Genomic DNA, 18,079 nt, shown 5'->3' on the forward strand with positions numbered 1-18,079 from the left:
TAAAATGGCCCAAGTAATTGTTACATTAAGCATAATGCCTTCTTCACCAGATGATGATTTAGATGCAATTGAAGAATCAGCAAAAGAAAAAATTAAAGCTTTTGATGGCGAACTTGCAAAATCAGAAAGAAAACCTGTTGCATTTGGATTAAAAAGTATAGAATTAATTTTTACAATGGATGAAAAGAAAGGTTCAACAGACGAATTAGAATCCGAAATTTCTCAGATAGAAAATGTTAACAGTGTTTCAGTAACTGATGTAAGAAGAATGTTTGGATAATTATTTTTTATTTCTAAAATATTTCCTCGGAATTCTTACAATTGGTCTTCCAGGTCTATCTAAAATATCTCTTTGTAAACTGCCTATTTCTGCAGATTCAAATAATATTCCAGGAGCATAAGTTGTAGAGGGAATTTCTCCGGACAACGAACCACAAGTTCCATCATCAAAAACATATTGATCAGTTGTTGCAACAATTTTATTTAACAAAGTATAAACTGTTCCAATCATATAAGCATCTCTTACTCTTTCAAGTTTTTTTCTTCCAGGATAAATTCTAAATGTATAAGCTGGATAAACTGTTAAAAGAGAATTCTCATAATCTATACACCCATGAGAAGCTCTACGCATAATCAAACCATAAGGTATTTTTTTATTTATACAAATTTTAATCATCTTTTCTTTTAATTTATCAAAGCTATACACTTTTTCAGATTCAAGAATCAAATTACTCATTCTTGAAACTGGAGATAAGGTATCTTGAGCCAAACCATGACCATTTGATTTAATACCTAAGTAACCTGCACTTTGTCTAGAAGTTAAATAATTTTTAAGAATCCCATTTTTAATTAATTCAACTTTTTCTGCCTTAACTCCTTCTTCATCTATAAAATGATAAGTATACGAATTAGGAATTAAAGGATCATCATATAATGAGATAAAATCCGGAGCAACTTTCTTGCCTATTTTATTTTCAAAAATATTAACTTTTCTTTCTTGAAATCTTTCACGAATATCTTGTTGCATAATTACGCCCTCAAGAATATGTCCTGCACCTTCATGTGCAACAAACCCGCCAAAATGACCTTCTGAAAGCAAAGGATACACACCATGTACTTCAACAGGTGCATCTTTAATTTCATTTAAATCTTCTATTAATTTTTCACCCAATTCGATTAAGGTTTCATTGTTAGGCAATTTAGTATAATCTCTTCCAGAAAGAAGACGAGACAAAGGAATAACTAAATTTTCTTTATTTAACATTTCAATAGTAAGATTAATAGCATAATTCAAAAAAGGTGTAAAGACTTTAGTGCCTTCTGAATTAATTAAATATCTTTTAATCTGAGTCACCCTACACGATATATTAGTGTTTAATACTTCTTTTTTAAGAAGTTTTGCAGATACTTCAGATAATCTTTCTTCAAGATCTTGGTATATTCCAGTAACATCCAAATTTTTTTTGTCTCTTGCAATATACTTAATAGGTTCTTCTTCAGAAAAATACAAAAATACATCTCTTAAGCCTTTATATTCTATATTCTTTTGTTTTCTGATATTATAATCCTCAGAAGCATCCCAATAAGCTTTGTTAAAACCCCTTATCAATTCTCTCATACTTCCAGTTTCATTTATATTTGTAGGAAGAATAATCTCTTCTGTACCAAATCCTCCCCCTTTTTTATAATCACCTATTCTAACTTCTATTCTCCCTTGAATCGGGTCGTCTTCACTAAATTCTTCATTGATTACACCCCCATTTTTAATTTTAAAAAGTAGTTCTCTTTTATTTTTAGTACTAATAGAAGTAAAAAATGGGCTAAGAATTTTATTATTATATTTAGCGTCTAATACCTTTTTAAGTCCTTTTTCCATTACTCCAAATAACTTCTCATCAGCCATACAAAGCACATTTTAAAGATTTAAGCTTATAAAACTAATGTTACATAATTAATCCAAGTATTACTTCTTTGTTTTAAAATATCTTTCAGGGGCTCTTGTTACTTGTATTCTAAGCTTTTCATATGAAGATTTAGGAATTTTATTTAGTTCTAATTCTGGGATGAATATATCTGGTGCAATCTCAGCAGAAGTAACCCAACCAGAGACAGAACCACAATATCCTTCAAAAGTACCCAATCTATTACTTGCCGCAGCTATGCTTTGTAATAATTTGTAAGGTGTTCCAACAATATACATATGACTAACCCTTTCACGTTTTTTATTATTTGGAAAAATCTTGAAAACATGCACTGGATGAGTGCTAAAGTAAGCATCTTCTGGTAAAGCTAAACCTTGTGAAGCTCTTTCCATAATTAATCCAAAAGGTTTTTTATTCTCTACGCAATATTGTTTTACTCTTTCTTCAAGCTCTTCAATAGAATATTTATTTGTTGATTCTATAAACAGATTACTCATTCTAGGTTTCGGTGTATTATTTTTATCAGCTCTTGCATGCCCATTTGAATGTTGTTTTAAATATCCTGCACTTTGTCTAGAATTCAAATATCCTTTTAATTTTCCTTTTTCTACAAGGATTACTTTTTTTGCTTTAGTGCCTTCATCATCAATAAAATAATATCCAGATAAATCTACTCGAGTAGGATCATCATAAACTGAGAGATGTTTAGGCATTACAATTTCGCCTATTTTATCTTCAAATATTGTAGACTTTTCACGTTCTTCTTCATAACTTTCAGCATCACCTTGCAAACTATCCCCTTCTAAGGCATGACCTATTGCTTCGTGAAATATTACCCCTGTGTTTTCAGGATCAAGTATTGTGGGATAAAGGCCATTAGGTATGGCTGGTGCATCTTTTATTGCAAAGGCATCCTCAATACATTTTTCACATAATTCTTTAAGTATATTATAATTAGGTATTTTCGCAAGACTGCTTTTAGCAATACTATAACTAATAGGGATAATTATTCCTTTTTGATTTATTATTTCAACTGTAAAACCCATCCTATAATTTTTGCTTTCTGTAAATACTCGCGTACCTTCACTATTTACAATATAATTTCTAGTTTTATTAAAATCAAATATAGAATAGATATTATAGATTTTTCTTCTAAGAGACTCAAGCGAAATTTTTTTTATATTTTCAGAAGTCTCATTAATCAAATCTAAAGGAAGTCTTTTTTCTTGAGCAACATATCTAATTGGTTTTTCATCAGCAAAATAAACAAATAAATCTCGTGTATCTAAAAAACCTTCTGCAGCTTTCATCCTATCTTTAAGATTTTCATAGGATTCCCAAAAAGTATTATTAATCTGATGATTAAGCTCTTTCATACAAGAAGTTTTGTTCATATCTCTAGGAAGTTCAGAGGTATTTGAAGAAAAACTTCCCCCTTCTTTTTTGTCACCTAGGCGGATTTCAATTCTTACTAACACAGGATTAAGATCATTAATTTTTTTTATTAGCCCCCCGTTCCTATATTCAAAACTAAAATCTTCAGTTTCTTTTCCGCTCATAGAAACAAAGAAGGGCTTATGCTTAGCGCCATCTCTAGAAGTATAATCAATACTTTTAGCCATTTTAACGCCCTCTTCAAGAATATTAAACAGTTCTATTTTAACCATGCAATATCAAATTCCAAAAATGTTTATAAAACTAATGCAATCTAAATAAGGTTTATTAACCGGAATAAGATAACCTCTTTGAATATTAAAGAAATAATAACACCTAACAAAAACGCAGGTGCAAATGCAAATCCTTCCTTAATAGTCACTTTTTTAATTTTTGCTTTTAATAATAAGTCTATTTGTTTTCTTTCAACGCCTATGCTCTTGCAATTATAAATTTTTTTGCCTTTAATAAAAATATCTTTAATTATCCAATCGCCCTCTCTTAAATTTTTAACTGGAATATCTTTAATCATACAGCATTCTTCCACAGACTTTAATATTGCCCATGCATAACTAGAAATTAAACTAAACAAGGCAATAGCATTAAACATAATCTTTAAAATTGCATCGTCTAAAAAAAATTGTAATAAAAAAACAATTATTGCCAAAATAAAGGTGTAATACTTTTGTTTTTTTATTTCTTTATTTATTATTTTAAACTTTAAAATAAATTTTTTCCAGTTTTTCACAATTAAATAACCTGCACCGAATAAATTATATAGCAAACCAACAATTAATATATTCATAAATATAACTAACACAAAAGGAATTTTAGTTTCAAAAGGCGCAGTCGCAAACAACACTGCAATTCCAATTAATAATTTGGAATCCCCTCCACCCCATTGTTTAGTATAGTACAAAATATTTGCAAGTGCAAAAAATATTAAAAAGTAAATTAAGGCAATAGTAAATATTTTAGCATCTTTTTCAGCTATAGCATAAATTCCTCTTATCGATAACCCTAGAAAAACTAAAGAATAAGTTATAACATCTGGAATTTCCTTAATTTTAATATCTACAATTGTAGCAATAATCAAACCTAAAAGTGCTATTATGCTTAAAATTAGATATAACATACTTAACCAATCCTTAAATATATTTATAAACTTTCTTACAATTTTAGTTCTATGTTGAATTCAGATGTCTCAGTCATAGGTGCTGGCCCGGTAGGTTCTTATACTTCCTTTAATTTAGCAAAAGCAGGTTTTAAAGTAAATCTCTTTGATCAAAAATCCATAATCGGAAAACCTATACAGTGTACTGGTTTAGTAAGTAAAAATATTCTAGATTTTGTAAAGCCAGATAAAGAAACAATACAAACTGAAATAGATGGAGCAAGAATATATTCTTCAGACAATTCTTTATTTGAAGTCAAAAAATCAAAAGTTGCATTTGTTTTAGACAGAGATAAATTTGATAATCAATTATTCCAACAAGCAATTTCGCAAGGTGTAAAACCTTTTCTAAATCACAAACTAGAATTAATAGCCAATAACGCCTTAAAATTTAATAAAACTTCAGCAACCTCAAGATATATAGTGGGTGCAGATGGACCTTTATCGCAAACAGCAAAATTATCAAATTTATTTAAAGGTAGAAAATTTTTACATGGTTTACAAACAATAACAAATTTAAAAGACAAAGATGAAAACTTTGTAGAACTTTATTTTGGAAAAGGATTCCCAGATTTTTTTGGATGGATAGTTCCACAAGGAAATAAATTATATAAAATTGGAATTGCAACTAAATCAAACCCAAAAATTCATTTTAATAATTTCTTAAAAAGACTGAAGGTTAAGCAAAAAGGCCTTCAAGCAGGTTTAATTCCGATTTATAATTCAAAAGTTAAAACCCAATTAAATAATATTTATCTTGTCGGAGATGCAGCTTGTCAGGTCAAACCAACTACAGGGGGAGGTTTAATAACTGGATTTAATTGTTCTAATGCTTTAACAAATTCAATTAAATATGGTCTAAACTATGATAAAGAATGGAGAAGAAAAGTTGGAAAAGAATTATTAATTCATTCTTTAATTAGAAAAACTCTTAATCACTTTGATGACAAAGATTATAATTCTTTTATTAAAGATTTAAATAAATCAAAATCTGAAATACAGAACTTCGGAGATATGGATTATCCTTCAAAATTTATATTAAAAATTTTATTTAAAAATCCCTCTTTACTAAAATATTTAACAAAAATATTATTCTAAAATAATTTCATACCTGTATTGGCTATCCAACATAAAATATCTGTTAGACCTGGAATTCCAAATAAAGCCAAGTAAAATGGTGTAGCTAAAATTATCAAAGTAGCAGTTGACATTCCGCCAATAAAATCATCACTCATTAAAAATGCAAAAATTGCAGTAGGTATACCAAAAATAGGCAATATTTCTAAACCTGTTCCAATAATCATAACAGGAATAATTGCCGGATATTTAACATACCATGGTGCATCAGATCTTACTGCCAAAATTACCCAGGCCAAACCGCAGAGGGGAGTAATAAAAGCGCCTAAAATCCCTATAGACATTAAATCACTAACAAACTGAGACAATGCACTCAATCCACCAATAAGAATATTACCTAAAAATCCTTTAATTGCAACACCTAAACCTATTAATATCAAAGCTAAGAACCAATGATTAAGTAGAACCTTAAGTATAACAAATAATAATCTTATTACTGCTTCTACACATATTGAAACCATCATTCACCTCTAATTTTATACCTAGTTATTCCTGCAATTCCGCCCAAACCATCTACTCTTTTAGACTCATCATTTTTTTCAGAGATTATATGTATTTCGCTTTTTGAATCATCTGCAAGTTTCATTATATCTTCAATCTCTAAAAATTTATTATTTTGAATATACTTTTTAATCATTTTCTCAGTAACAATTAACTCTTTTATATTTCCAGATTCAGAAGCTTCCTTAACATCTTTTAACCCATAAACAAAGTTTCTATCTTTTGAAATTTCTAAAAATAATTCATCTATAATTTCATTTTCTCTAACAACATTTTTCATTTCTAAAGCTTTTCCAACTTCAGGCCTTTTCAAAACTTCATTTATTCCATTTCTCCCAGTATTATTACAAGTTGCAAATATCACTTTTTTATTAACACCCTCATTTTTTAAGAATTTAGCAATTTCTTCTTTCCAAAAAGCAGGAGACGCAATTATTATTGTTGCAGGAGAATATTTCCCATTATATAAATTAATCAGTTTAATTATTTCATCATAAAATTCTCCTTTAATATTTTTGTCGGGTTCTCTCTTATTTTGAACTTCACCTTCTAAATCAAACAGATATTCATAACTATTATTTCTTAACAAAGCAAAAGAAGCTTCTTTTCTATCCATAGCGACAATTAAAATATTTTTATTATCTCCTTTAGACAATTTTTCTATATTCTTCATTTCATAACTCAAAAAATTATCTTTTTGTAAAGTAAATACAGAATTATTCTCAAGTGAAACCCCCTGATAAGATTTAGGTATATCTTCTGGAGCTTCAGTAATAATTCCATTTATTCTCAAATCTTGTTTATCTGGTTCATAATCCACTTTTTCAACAATAATTGTTCCAGTAAAATTTCTAATTGTATTTTGAGACTTTTCATTACCCTTATCCAGCTTAACTTTACGGCTCATAGAAGTTTTTAATTTATCTCCTGGTCGTATAATATAACTTAAATACCAGAAATCTTCAAGATTTGTAATTTTTAAAACCATTATCCCCTGCTTTAAATCCTTTTTTATAATCTGCATTAAAATAGAAAAGAATATATACTAAATAAAGCTATTCATTGCTATAATGAAGTTCAAGAAGGGTGTGGATACAAATGCATCTGCTGTAGCAAGTCTTATAGCAGTGATTGCATTATTTATGATTGTAGTTATACTGCTTATGCCTTCGCAAGAAAGACATGATCTTCTTGGTGATAATCCTTCAATTTCAGGAACAAATAATAGTAAAGTAATTCTATCTGAGTATACAGGTAATGTAAATCCTACAGAAAAAGAAGCAACAATCAAGCATATACTTCAACCAGTTCATTTGTTTACAGAAGATGAAAGTGAAGTAATCTCTTTGTCAGATGGAACAGAGGTTAAAAAATCTCTTTTTAACTCGATTGAAAGAGAATTTAATTTAAAGGTGGATGAACCACAAAATATTAAAGATTTATCATTATATGTTTTAGCTTCAGAAGTGTCAGGAAATTTAATTATTAAATTAAATGATGAAATAATCTTCGATGAAAAACTTGAAAAAAATCAACCCAAAATTATTCAACTTCCTAATTCCAAAATTAAAAATAACAACCTAATAAGAGTCTCAGTAGGTTCTCCAGGATTATTAGTCGGAACTAACTTATATAATATAGAATATATTAAAGCAAGAAAGTCTTACAGTATTGTAAATAATAATGCCGAAAGACAACTGTCTATAACTGCTTCAGAATTGTCAGGAACTTCAAAAGCTTTACTAAGTTATGAATGTATCTCAGAAGAAATTGGCTCAAAATTAAGAATATATCTTAATAATAATATTATATTTAACAGCTATTTAGATTGTAGCACAGAAACACCCATAGAGTTAGACAAATCTTATTTAATACAGGGGCCAAATAAATTAATATTTGAAACAACTTCAGGAAATTATTTAATTAATGATATAAAGTTAGAAACAATCTCAGAGAAAAAAGGATACCCAGAATATTACTTTAAGATAGACGACTCAGATTACAAAGAAATAAGGTTTGGAAATTTAGATGTAATACTTTCCTTCTTCTTATATGGGGATAGCAAAAAGCTTAATGTTTATATAAACGAAAATAAAATCGAAATTTCAACAGATGAAAGTAATTATTTAACTTCTATCTCAAAGTATATACAAAAGGGAGATAATTCGTTAAAAATAGAACCTTTAACATCGTTTGAGATAATAAGTCTTAAAGTTGAAATTGCAAAATAAATTTACTAAAAAGAGAGGTTGATTATTAATGCCAGAAGCATCTTCAGTTACACCCCCAACTAGTCCAAAGGGTTCAGGTTTCCTTAGTTTTTTAGGTGGTGCAGTAAAAGAAAAAATTAAAAACAAAATAGAATCCGGTGAGTCTAAAACAAAAGAACACAAACCTATTCATATTCCTATTAACCTAATTATATTTGTCTTATTTGTTTTGCTTATCATAGGTTTTTTTACATTAGGTTCAGACTCAGGATGGACACAGACCACCCTACAACCTCTAAAAAATCTTTATGATGATGCAATCAAACCATTTGTAAAATCTGGTGTAGAAGGATTAGAAGAAACTTCTAGAATGATTACTGAAGGGCCAAGTTATCAATTCAAAAGTTCAAACACAAAAAATTCAGAAAAAACAGGGATTGAATTGGGAAAAGCAGAAGTAGTCTCGGGTATAAATGGGGGTTTTATTTCATCAACCTCTCCCTTAAGAGTAAGAAGCAAGATTGAAATCAATCAACTTGATGAAAACATAAAAAGTATACCTGCAGAAATATCTTGTGAAATGGATAACTCTTCAGGAGAATTAAAAACCGGTTTTCCACAAAGAAAAGTAGGTAGCAAACAAATAGTAACCTATCCAAATACTGGTGAACCTTATGAAGACACTGCAACTTGTACATTTAAACAAACAACTTCAGAAGAGTTTAGAAAAAATTTAATTTCTTATAATTCAAAAGATATTTACTTCACATTAACCTATTATTTTGAAAATTTTGCAGAATTAGATATTAATATTGTAAGTCCAGATGTAGACTATTCGCTCAGTCCAAAAGACAGAAAGCAAATTCCTTCTATAATGAATTATAAAAGTGACTTAGACATTTCTCTTTATTTTGATTCTCAGCCAGTTGTAGCTGAAGGTATGTCTAAAGATGGATCTTTATCAGATGGCCTGACTTACTTAAACTTAGGATTAATCAACAAAAAGCAAGATACTGAAGTAAAGATTAATAGTTTGAGTTTAGAACTGCCAAAAGGAGTTTCATTACAAGACTATTCTGATTATTTTGAAGCTAAGCAAAATTCTTATTCTTTAAAAGACACAGAAATAAAAAAATGGGAAAATTCTTTAAAAAAAGGTCAAAAAGCTTACATTTCAGTTCCAGTACAAGTTTCAGAATTGGCTTTAGGTGGTTCAAAGCAAACACTTGGAGCACCAGTAACTCTTAAAGCAAGACTTATAGCAAATTATGCTTATAAATTAAAAGAAAAAACAACTATAAATATGAATTCTATTGATAGCACTAAAGAAAAAAGTGCAGAGTTACTTATTTAATCTTTAAATCTTATAGAAAACTATTTAAAGCACTATTTTAATAATTCTAATATGGTATTTAGTAAATTTAAGATATTATTAGTTTTATTTGTAAGCTTAATATTACTTACTGCTGGTGCAGGGTGTGATACTTCTAGTGCAGGCTTAAAATCATTTAGTTTAGGTAATAGTGGGGGCTCTAGATCAGTTACAAAAGAAGATGATTTCTCAGGAACAAAAGGTTTAAACATACAATTTATGGAAGGGCGTCCTCCTTCAGAAATTTATAAAGATAGTCCTTTTAGTATAGGTTTTACTGTAAAAAATGAAGGTGCATTTGATGTTCAAGATGGTGCAGTCTGTTTTGGTAGCTTAAGTGAAGATGTATTTTCAAAGCCAGATACTTGTTTACCTCTTGGAAATTTGTATGGAAGAAGAAATATGATTGGTGGAGAATCAAAAGAATATATTGAAGAAGGTTATAATTTTAAATTAGATTATAGATTAGACACAAATTATCCTATTAAAGGAAAAGCTTGTTATTCATATGAAATGAATATACCCTTTAGTGTTTGTTTAAAATCTTTAGAAGTAGGTGCAGAAAATTCATGTAACACTGGAATGTTAACTTTAACTCCTTCGTCACAAGGCGGACCGATACAAATTGTTTCAATAAAAGAAGATATTATTCCAACTGAAAACCAAAATGAAATAATGTTAACCATATTACTAAAAAATACTGATGCTGGAAAAGTATATGATTCTTCATCAATCTCTTCAGGATCTTGCCCTTCTATTTCAGATAGTGCAATAAAAAATAAAGCAAAAATTACAGTTTCACTTCCAGGAGAATATGGTACTGCAAAATGTACTCCTGCAAATTATGCAATGTTTGACAATTCAGGAAATGCAAAAGTAATTTGTAAAGAAATTTATTATGAAAAAGATAAATCTTACCCATTAGAAGCTAATATTAATCTTAAATTTGGATATGTAATCGAAAAAGAAGGAACATTCAAATTAAAAGCAAAAATGAATCAAAATGTGGTTTAAATCAGGAGGAGATTAAACATGAACATTAAATATATAAATTATATACTTGTAATTTTGCTTTCAGGACTTTTAGTAGTCTCAGGAGCAGATTGTAGTAGTAAAAAGAAAGTAGACACCTCTGCAACATTTATTGGTGGAAATCAAGGCTTAGAATTAAGTTTTGTTCAAGATATGCCTCCCGAAACAAATAATTATCAAAATGAACAATTTCCAATAAGCGTTCTTCTTAAAAATAAAGGAGAATATCCCGTAAAAAAAGATACAGTTGTAGTAAAAATAATTAAAACTTTTACAGATAAAAATTTCAAACTTACAAAACCAAAATCTTCAACTATTCATGATTTACTTCCAGCATCAAAAGGATTAAATAATGAAATAGATTATGATGATGCAATAGTGGATTTAGGTTATGCAACTTATACTGCACAAACAATGTCACCAGATTACAAACCCGATCTTTCAGTTGAAGCCTGTTATCCTTATAAAACAATGTTTAAATTAGACAAATTCTGTATACCTTCAACAAGCAGGGCTACAGAAGATCAAACATGTTTAATTGATCAAACAAAGAATCTTGTTACAGCAAACTCCAATTCAGGAGCACCAGTTCAAATAACTTCAATAAGACAAGAAATAGTACAAAATGCAGTTAGAATTACTTTAGAAATTTCTAAACTTGGAGATGGAAAAGTTATAGAATGTGTTGAAAATCCAGAATCTAAAGATAAAAATAAAATAACTGTTCACATAAACTCTCCAACAGATATTAATTGTGGATTTACAGAAGGTTCAGGTAATTCTGGAATAGTTATACTAAAGAGCGATAATACTGCAAAATTAATCTGTGAAAAAGCAGCAGTCTCAGGAAAAGCTTATAATATAAACTTTGAAGCTTCCTTAGATTATAGCTTTACACAAGAAGTATCAAAACAAGTCATAATTAAAAAGACTTGATTTTGATTTTTTTTATTTTTTAAAATGTTTTTCATAGATTTACATATACATTCTAGGTATAGTAGAGCTTGTAGCAAAGATATTTCTATAAAAAATTTAAGTAAATATGCAAAAATCAAAGGTTTAAATCTTTTGGGTACAGGAGATTTTACTCATCCAGAATGGACAAAAGAATTAAAACAAGAATTAGTTCCTGCAGAAGACTCTGGATTAGATACTAGCTTTGGAAAAGGAATTTATTTATCAAGAGATAAATTTCCATTTATATTTCAAACAGAAATTTCTCTAATTTATACTCAAGATGGAAAAGGAAGAAGGATTCATAATGTCATTATTGCACCAGATTTTGAAACTGCACTACAAATTACAGATGAATTAAAAAAACGTGGACGTGTAGATTATGATGGTCGCCCAATTTTCAAAATATCCTGTCCAGATTTTGTAGAAATGCTAAGAAAAATTTCTCCAGATATAGAAGTTATTCCAGCACATATTTGGACACCTTATTTTTCTTTATTTGGAGAATATAATCAATTCTCAAAGGTAGAAGATTGTTATAAAGATCAAACAAAGCATATTCACTCTCTAGAAACTGGAATGTCTTCAGATCCTGCAATGAACTATAGATTGAGCCAATTAGATAAATATAATTTAGTTAGCTTTTCAGATATACATAGTTTTTGGCCATGGAGAATAGGCAGAGAAGCCACAATACTAAATCTCAACAAAGAAATCTCTTATAAATCAATATTAACTGCTTTAAGAACTGGAGAGAACATAATAGGAACTATAGAAACAAACCCTAATTACGGTATTTATCATTATACTGGACATAGAAATTGTAATGTTTGCGTTGATCCAGTTGAATCTAAAAAATTAAATCAAATCTGTCCAAAGTGTCATCAAAAAATGACAATAGGAGTTCTAGAAAGAGTAGAACAATTAGCAGACAGAGCGCCAGGATTTAAACCAAAAACTGTAAAACCTTTTTATAATATGATTCCTCTTTCAGAAATAATTTCTGGAATTTATGACACTGGCTTAGCAACTAGAAAATGTTGGGATATTTATAATCTACTGATTGAGAAATTTGATAATGAGTTTAATATTCTTTTAAATGTCTCAGAAGAAGAACTCGCAAAAGTATGTGACCCAAAATTAGTAGAATCTATTATTAATGTAAGGCACGGAAAAGTAAATGTTAAACCTGGTTATGATGGCTTATATGGAATTCCAATCTTTGGAGATAAAGAAATTATTCAGAAACCTCTTAATATAAAATCAAAAACAATTCCTAAACTTAAAGAACAAAAATCTTTATCTGAATTTTAACCAATATATTTATTTGTGTGTTGTGTGAACTTTTCTTCTGCAATTAATTTTTTTGGTTGAGTCTTATCAATTTTTTCAACTTTTTCTTCATCTTTTTCAGGTTTATACAAGCTATCAATTTCTTTTTCCATTTTCTTAATTTCTTTTTCCATTTTCTTAAGATTAAGTTTCAGTTTTAATGTGCTGTCTAAACCTTTTAAAATTTCTTGGGCCCCATTTATTCCTAAATAAGTTGGATGTCCAAAAGTTTCAGATAAAAATGAAATTGCTGGTATATTCCTTTTTTTACTTAAGCCTATTAATAAGCCAGAAACACCCATTATTGGTCCTACAACATTATGTATTTTATCATTAAACTTAGAATATTTAGAAGTATATCTTTTAATTATTTCTTTGTCATTACCTGTACAATAAACTTTAGGATTTTGAGGAATATCATTTAAACCAATTCCACCTGTAGTTATAATCTCTTTCACACCTAATTGTTCAAACAAATCAAGGACCTTAGTGCAAAACTCATAACATGCTTGTTCGTTTGAAGGCTGAACATCTCCAGTCAAAAATAAAATATTTCCTTTTCTAAAAATTTCAATCTTAGGAAGCTCAACAAGGTTTTCTTCATTTATAAAAACTGAATGAGGAAAGCTATCAGAATAAATTTCATAAGCTTTTTCAGCTTTTAATTCATCAATCATAAAATCTAAAGCAATTTTACCCACATTACCCATTCCAGGCAAACCTTCAATAACTATTGGATTCTCTAATTTTCCAAAATCCTTTATTTGTTTTATTTCAAACATTTTTTGCCTGTTTATACTTTCTTCTGTATTCTCCATATTTATCCTCTGGAGAGTATTTTGGAGGTAAGGGTCTTATTGTTTCTGACTTGCATTTAGGACATTTAGTCTCAAGCGTATAAACTTTACATTTAGTACACTTCATTATATGGGTCATATGAATATTAAATCTTTTTAATAGAGCAAATATCGCCTTTCTCAGGTTTAAATGATTGTTCAAGAGCTTTTGAAAACTCTTCAAGTATTTTTTCTCCAGCCTTGTAATCCTTTGTAGTAATATTTACAATATATCTTGGAGCACCAACATAATTTATTTCAATTTCCTTTGTAAATTTGGATTTTGCAGATATAATTGCTTTTTTAATATGTTCTATCCCATCTGCTCTATAGGTTTGCAAATCTGCTTCTGCTCTAATATTTACTTCAGGTATTTTTATTTTATCTTTTAAAATTTTTAATAACTCAGTTTCAACTTCTTTTTTCAATTTAGCTTCTTTTATAAGATTATTATCTTCGGCAATTTTTTGAAAGAAAACATTTAGATATTCAAATTTGCCTTGTAAATTTTTCAAAGTACTTTCATAAATTTCTAAAGGTTGAAGACTAAACTTTTTAGCAATAATTTCAATTATTTTATAGGCTTTTTCTTCATTTTTAAGAAGTTTTGTTTTTTCTATTTTTTGACTTAAATTAACTCTTCTTAACGATAAATCTATTTGCTTCTTTATTTGATCTACTTTTAAAACCTTACATACTATCCTTTTACCTTCAACAATATAATCTCTTAAGTTTCTTATTCTTCCAGGAGCTATCTCAGAAATATGAATCATACCTTCAAGGTTTTCATACTCATCAATTGTAACAAAAACAGAATGAAATAATATCTTTGTAACTGTGCACATTACAATTTCCGATTCTTCAGGTAGACCTTTCTTCTTATAGAACATCTTTTCTTAATATCCTTCCTATATACAAAATAATTATCCTAAAACTTCAATGATTCTTGCTTTAATCTTACTTTTTCCACCACTTGGCTCAGCCAAAGGCTTATTACAAATTAAACATTTGATTAATGAAGATGTTTTTCCAAAAATTATTTGTTCATTTTTACATGCACATCTAACTTTTATAAACTTTGAATCAGGTTCTAATTTTCTTTTTCGCATTTTAGATTATCTCCAATTTTTTAGCTCTCTTTCCTTTTGCTTGTGGAACAGATTTTTTACATTCTTTACAAGTATATTTAATATTAATTTTTTTAGAAGCCTTTACACCCGTTCTTTTCCAAGCTGAAATAGCTTTTCTAGAATATCTTCCTAAATTTCCTTTACCTTTTGATCTTCCTCTTATATTAGCTCTGATTTTAGAGCCATGAGTAAGATGGTGTGTAGCATTAAGTCCTCTATTTTTTATCTGACTAACAGTTTGTTCAGTTTGCTTTTTACAAAACTTACAATATCTTTTTATTATTTTTTTTAATTTCATAGTTTTATCCTAAAGTATTAAACATTTCTTCTACTTTGTTTCTTTTGATTAATACCTCTTTTATTTCTTGAGGTATTGATATTATATCTTCAGCCTCAAATGGGCCATAAATCCTTTCATCTGGACCTACAAACATAGGTATAGCACTAGTAACCTTTAAAAGGCTTTTCGTTTTCACATTATCAGAGACCCTTTTTAATTCTTTCGGTTGACTAGGCATAACCCCTTCTAATAGATTGAGCATAAATCCACGTTGATATTCGCATAAATTCTTATAAAATGACTCAATAAATATCTTTTCTTCATCAAGTAAATTCTTAAAATTAAGCTGTCCGCCAGATCTAGCAGTCATTATTGCACTGTCAATAATCTTTCTTTCACGTCTTTCAAAGAGTTCTTTTATCATCTTTTTAATATTTAAGAATTCTTTTTTTACTCTATCTACTTCACCAGAGAATATACTCCTTTTCTTTTCTTGGGTTTCTATTATTCCTGCTTTGTCATTAAGGTAATTGACTACTTTTTTTATAAAATCCTTTGGAAGTTCCTGGATTTCTTCTTTAAACTTCTCTCTTCTTAAAATTTCATACAAACTCTCATAAGTGATTATAATACTTTCTTCTTCCATGCATTTAGAATCTTTAAAAAATATTATAAATCTATTGTTTAATTTTTAAATACTATTTAAAAGTTTCATGAGGCTCTTTCCTTCAATCTTTAAACTGCCTTTTTTAACTTCAGCTTCACAGAATTTTTTGATATTTTGGCCTTTTATATCTCTACCTGTAATCAAGATTGGAACAGGATTATTAGAATGTCTTTTTAACAAACAAGGTGTAGCATGATCTGCGGTTATGCATAGTTTAACTTTGTTTAATAAATCTTGATTGCATAAAAGTTTTAGCATTTTATCAATATTTTCTATTGCCTTAATTTTGCCTTTATAATCTCCCCTATGTCCATAAGTATCTGGGCCTTTGATTTGAACATAAATTGATTTTTTAGAATTTATTACCTCTTTAATTTTATTTTTAGTTTTTTTAATCACTTTCATTTTAAATAACTTTGCAAGTCCTATTTCAACAGGCATCTCTCCAATCATATTCCAATCTAATTTTTTTGTTTTAGTCTTTCTTATCTTTCCTGCCCCTCTTAACAATAATGTCTTTCCATTTATAATTTCAAAGTTTTCAATAAAATTATTTATTCTTTCAGAAGTTAATTTATCTCCAAAGCATTTCAATTTATTATTTCCATCAATTGCAACAGAATAGTTTTTTATTTTTTTATATCCTGGATGTGTATTTGTGACATTTTCAGAAGCATTTTTTATTTCTAATATTCCTCTATAATCTACTGTTTTGTAAACTTTTATAGTCTGAGAAATTTTATTAACCCTCCCTATATCTTTGTCAGATAGAATTATGCGTTTATTTGTAATCTTATTTTTAGAAAATTCAGCAAAATTAACTCGCATATAAATACAATCTTTTTTAATTTTAATTCCGGTACCCAAGGCCTCAATAACTCCTCTCCCAAGATAGTCTTTTTTATCTCCACCCAAAATTAAAAATTGAGATAAATCAGATTCAGGTGCAATACCTTTAACAGGCCACATCAAACCATATAGACTCTTTCGAGCAAGATAATCCAAATTAGGGGTTTTAGCAACTTCTAATGGAGTTTTATTTCCTAATTCCTTTAGAGGTAAATCTGCCAAGCCATCAAGAATTATTATTATCTTCTTCAATATCACACCTCTATTTTGTATATTCTAATATAACTTATAATAGTTACGAAATGCTTATAACTCTTTAGGACTTATAAACTTTCTTATGCAACTAAAGTATAAGAATCAAGATTTTTTTGTTAAAGAAATTTTAGATATTAATAAATTCTTAGAAAAAGATGAAAAAGGTTGTTGTTATCATTATTTTATCTTAAAAAAAGATGGCTGGAATACTTTTGATATTTTAAGAAAACTTGCAGATATTCTAGATATTAACTTAAAAGACTTTGGATATGCAGGTAATAAAGACAAAGATGCAGTAACAGAACAATATATTTCAATAAGAACTTTTTCAAATCCAGAACAGAAATTAAAATCAATAAAACTCAAAGATGTTAGTTTTGAATATCTTGGTAAAGGTAAAAAACCTATTTCTTTAGGAGACTTAGAAGGAAACTTCTTTGATATTGTAGTTAGAAATCTAAAAAAGAAATATGAAGAAATTAAAAGTTTTAAAAATTATTATGGAGATCAAAGATTTGGAATGGATAAGAACAATATTATTATTGGTCGAGCTTTATTAAAAAAAGATTATAAAACTGTAACAGAACTATTAAAACTTAAACCTAAATACACAGACTATATTGCTGCTTTAAATGAATATGATAAAAGAGAGTTAAAATTCTATGTCTCTGCATTTCAATCTTATCTTTGGAATAGATTAGATAAACCCTTAGATGTAATTGGATTTGATTACGAAGGTGAAGAATACAATAATTTACTTGCTGGAGAAGGTTTAACAAAGAAAGATTTTATATTCAAAGAGCTTCCATTTTTAAGTGCAGATTCTTCAAAAAGAGTATATCAACAAGAAGTACAAATAGAAACTGTAAACTTTGCAGAAGACGAATTCTTTCCAAAATCATGGAAGCAAGAGATTAGATTCTTTTTACCTAAGGGATGTTATGCAACAGTTTTAGTAGAACAAATGTTTAAAGATTAGATTCTGGGCTCAGAA

At 28.4% G+C, this 18,079-nt stretch carries 20 protein-coding genes; 8 read left to right on the forward strand and 12 right to left on the reverse strand.

Annotated features, from left to right (window positions below; translation table 11 throughout):
- Window positions 1-4: 4 nt before the first annotated feature.
- Window positions 5-280: an elongation factor 1-beta gene (locus J4403_00455; protein MBS3166661.1), complete on the forward strand. Its 276-nt coding sequence runs from the start codon at window positions 5-7 to the stop codon at window positions 278-280.
- On the opposite strand, the gene J4403_00460 is transcribed toward J4403_00455, so the two are convergent.
- Genes J4403_00460 through J4403_00470 form a run of 3 tightly spaced genes read right to left on the reverse strand, consistent with a single transcriptional unit; the run spans window position 281 to window position 4,491 of the window.
- Complete coding sequence (locus J4403_00460) at window positions 281-1,903, reverse strand: TldD/PmbA family protein (GenBank protein ID MBS3166662.1); 1,623 nt, start codon at window positions 1,901-1,903, stop codon at window positions 281-283.
- A gap of 60 nt (window positions 1,904-1,963) precedes the next feature.
- A complete protein-coding gene (locus tag J4403_00465; protein MBS3166663.1) occupies window positions 1,964-3,589 on the reverse strand; it encodes a TldD/PmbA family protein in 1,626 nt (541 codons plus the stop codon).
- Window positions 3,590-3,630: 41 nt separating this feature from the next.
- Window positions 3,631-4,491, reverse strand: a complete 861-nt coding sequence (locus J4403_00470) for a prepilin peptidase (GenBank protein ID MBS3166664.1) — start codon at window positions 4,489-4,491, stop codon at window positions 3,631-3,633.
- A gap of 51 nt (window positions 4,492-4,542) precedes the next feature.
- Between J4403_00470 and J4403_00475 the strand changes: the two genes are divergently transcribed.
- A complete protein-coding gene (locus J4403_00475; GenBank protein MBS3166665.1) occupies window positions 4,543-5,628 on the forward strand; it encodes an NAD(P)/FAD-dependent oxidoreductase in 1,086 nt (361 codons plus the stop codon).
- Here the strand turns inward: J4403_00475 and J4403_00480 are convergent.
- Together J4403_00480 and J4403_00485 are read right to left on the reverse strand one after the other, a co-directional pair.
- A complete protein-coding gene (locus tag J4403_00480; GenBank protein ID MBS3166666.1) occupies window positions 5,625-6,128 on the reverse strand; it encodes a hypothetical protein in 504 nt (167 codons plus the stop codon). The genes J4403_00475 and J4403_00480 overlap by 4 nt on opposite strands.
- A complete protein-coding gene (locus tag J4403_00485) occupies window positions 6,128-7,192 on the reverse strand; it encodes an mRNA surveillance protein pelota (protein ID MBS3166667.1) in 1,065 nt (354 codons plus the stop codon). Before J4403_00485 ends, J4403_00480 begins: the two co-directional genes overlap by 1 nt.
- Before the next feature lie 46 nt (window positions 7,193-7,238).
- Between J4403_00485 and J4403_00490 the strand changes: the two genes are divergently transcribed.
- Genes J4403_00490 through J4403_00510 form a run of 5 tightly spaced genes read left to right on the forward strand, consistent with a single transcriptional unit; the run spans window position 7,239 to window position 13,050 of the window.
- Complete coding sequence (locus tag J4403_00490) at window positions 7,239-8,399, forward strand: hypothetical protein (protein MBS3166668.1); 1,161 nt, start codon at window positions 7,239-7,241, stop codon at window positions 8,397-8,399.
- Window positions 8,400-8,427: 28 nt separating this feature from the next.
- Window positions 8,428-9,732 (forward strand): hypothetical protein, encoded by a 1,305-nt coding sequence (locus J4403_00495; GenBank protein MBS3166669.1) that lies wholly within the window; start codon window positions 8,428-8,430, stop codon window positions 9,730-9,732.
- 51 nt (window positions 9,733-9,783) lie between these two features.
- Complete coding sequence (locus tag J4403_00500) at window positions 9,784-10,764, forward strand: hypothetical protein (GenBank protein MBS3166670.1); 981 nt, start codon at window positions 9,784-9,786, stop codon at window positions 10,762-10,764.
- Window positions 10,765-10,782: 18 nt separating this feature from the next.
- Entirely contained in the window at window positions 10,783-11,718 is a 936-nt protein-coding gene (locus tag J4403_00505; GenBank protein MBS3166671.1) for a hypothetical protein, read from the forward strand.
- A 24-nt stretch (window positions 11,719-11,742) separates the two neighbouring features.
- On the forward strand, window positions 11,743-13,050 hold the full coding sequence (locus J4403_00510) for a DNA helicase UvrD (GenBank protein MBS3166672.1): 1,308 nt from the start codon (window positions 11,743-11,745) through the stop codon (window positions 13,048-13,050).
- On the opposite strand, the gene J4403_00515 is transcribed toward J4403_00510, so the two are convergent.
- Genes J4403_00515 through J4403_00545 form a run of 7 tightly spaced genes read right to left on the reverse strand, consistent with a single transcriptional unit; the run spans window position 13,047 to window position 17,082 of the window.
- The gene (locus J4403_00515; protein MBS3166673.1) at window positions 13,047-13,886 is read right to left on the reverse strand and encodes a PAC2 family protein; all 840 of its coding nucleotides are present in this window, start codon (window positions 13,884-13,886) and stop codon (window positions 13,047-13,049) included. The genes J4403_00510 and J4403_00515 overlap by 4 nt on opposite strands.
- Entirely contained in the window at window positions 13,843-14,004 is a 162-nt protein-coding gene (locus tag J4403_00520) for an RNA-protein complex protein Nop10 (GenBank protein MBS3166674.1), read from the reverse strand. The genes J4403_00515 and J4403_00520 overlap by 44 nt, the downstream gene beginning before the upstream one ends.
- A 7-nt stretch (window positions 14,005-14,011) precedes the next feature.
- Window positions 14,012-14,794: a S1 RNA-binding domain-containing protein gene (locus tag J4403_00525; protein MBS3166675.1), complete on the reverse strand. Its 783-nt coding sequence runs from the start codon at window positions 14,792-14,794 to the stop codon at window positions 14,012-14,014.
- 33 nt (window positions 14,795-14,827) lie between these two features.
- Window positions 14,828-15,013, reverse strand: a complete 186-nt coding sequence (locus tag J4403_00530) for a 30S ribosomal protein S27e (protein MBS3166676.1) — start codon at window positions 15,011-15,013, stop codon at window positions 14,828-14,830.
- 1 nt (window position 15,014) lies between these two features.
- On the reverse strand, window positions 15,015-15,332 hold the full coding sequence (locus tag J4403_00535) for a hypothetical protein (GenBank protein ID MBS3166677.1): 318 nt from the start codon (window positions 15,330-15,332) through the stop codon (window positions 15,015-15,017).
- 4 nt (window positions 15,333-15,336) lie between these two features.
- Window positions 15,337-15,960 (reverse strand): hypothetical protein, encoded by a 624-nt coding sequence (locus J4403_00540; GenBank protein ID MBS3166678.1) that lies wholly within the window; start codon window positions 15,958-15,960, stop codon window positions 15,337-15,339.
- 45 nt (window positions 15,961-16,005) lie between these two features.
- Window positions 16,006-17,082, reverse strand: coding sequence for a hypothetical protein (locus tag J4403_00545; GenBank protein MBS3166679.1), 1,077 nt, complete (start codon window positions 17,080-17,082; stop codon window positions 16,006-16,008).
- 85 nt (window positions 17,083-17,167) lie between these two features.
- Here J4403_00545 and truD point away from each other — a divergent pair, with 85 nt between their 5' ends.
- The gene (gene truD / locus J4403_00550) at window positions 17,168-18,064 is read left to right on the forward strand and encodes a tRNA pseudouridine(13) synthase TruD (GenBank protein MBS3166680.1); all 897 of its coding nucleotides are present in this window, start codon (window positions 17,168-17,170) and stop codon (window positions 18,062-18,064) included.
- Window positions 18,065-18,079: the final 15 nt, after the last annotated feature.

This window comes from Candidatus Woesearchaeota archaeon (genome assembly GCA_018302225.1).
Taxonomy (GTDB): Archaea; Nanobdellota; Nanobdellia; order SCGC-AAA011-G17; family JAGVZY01; genus JAGVZY01.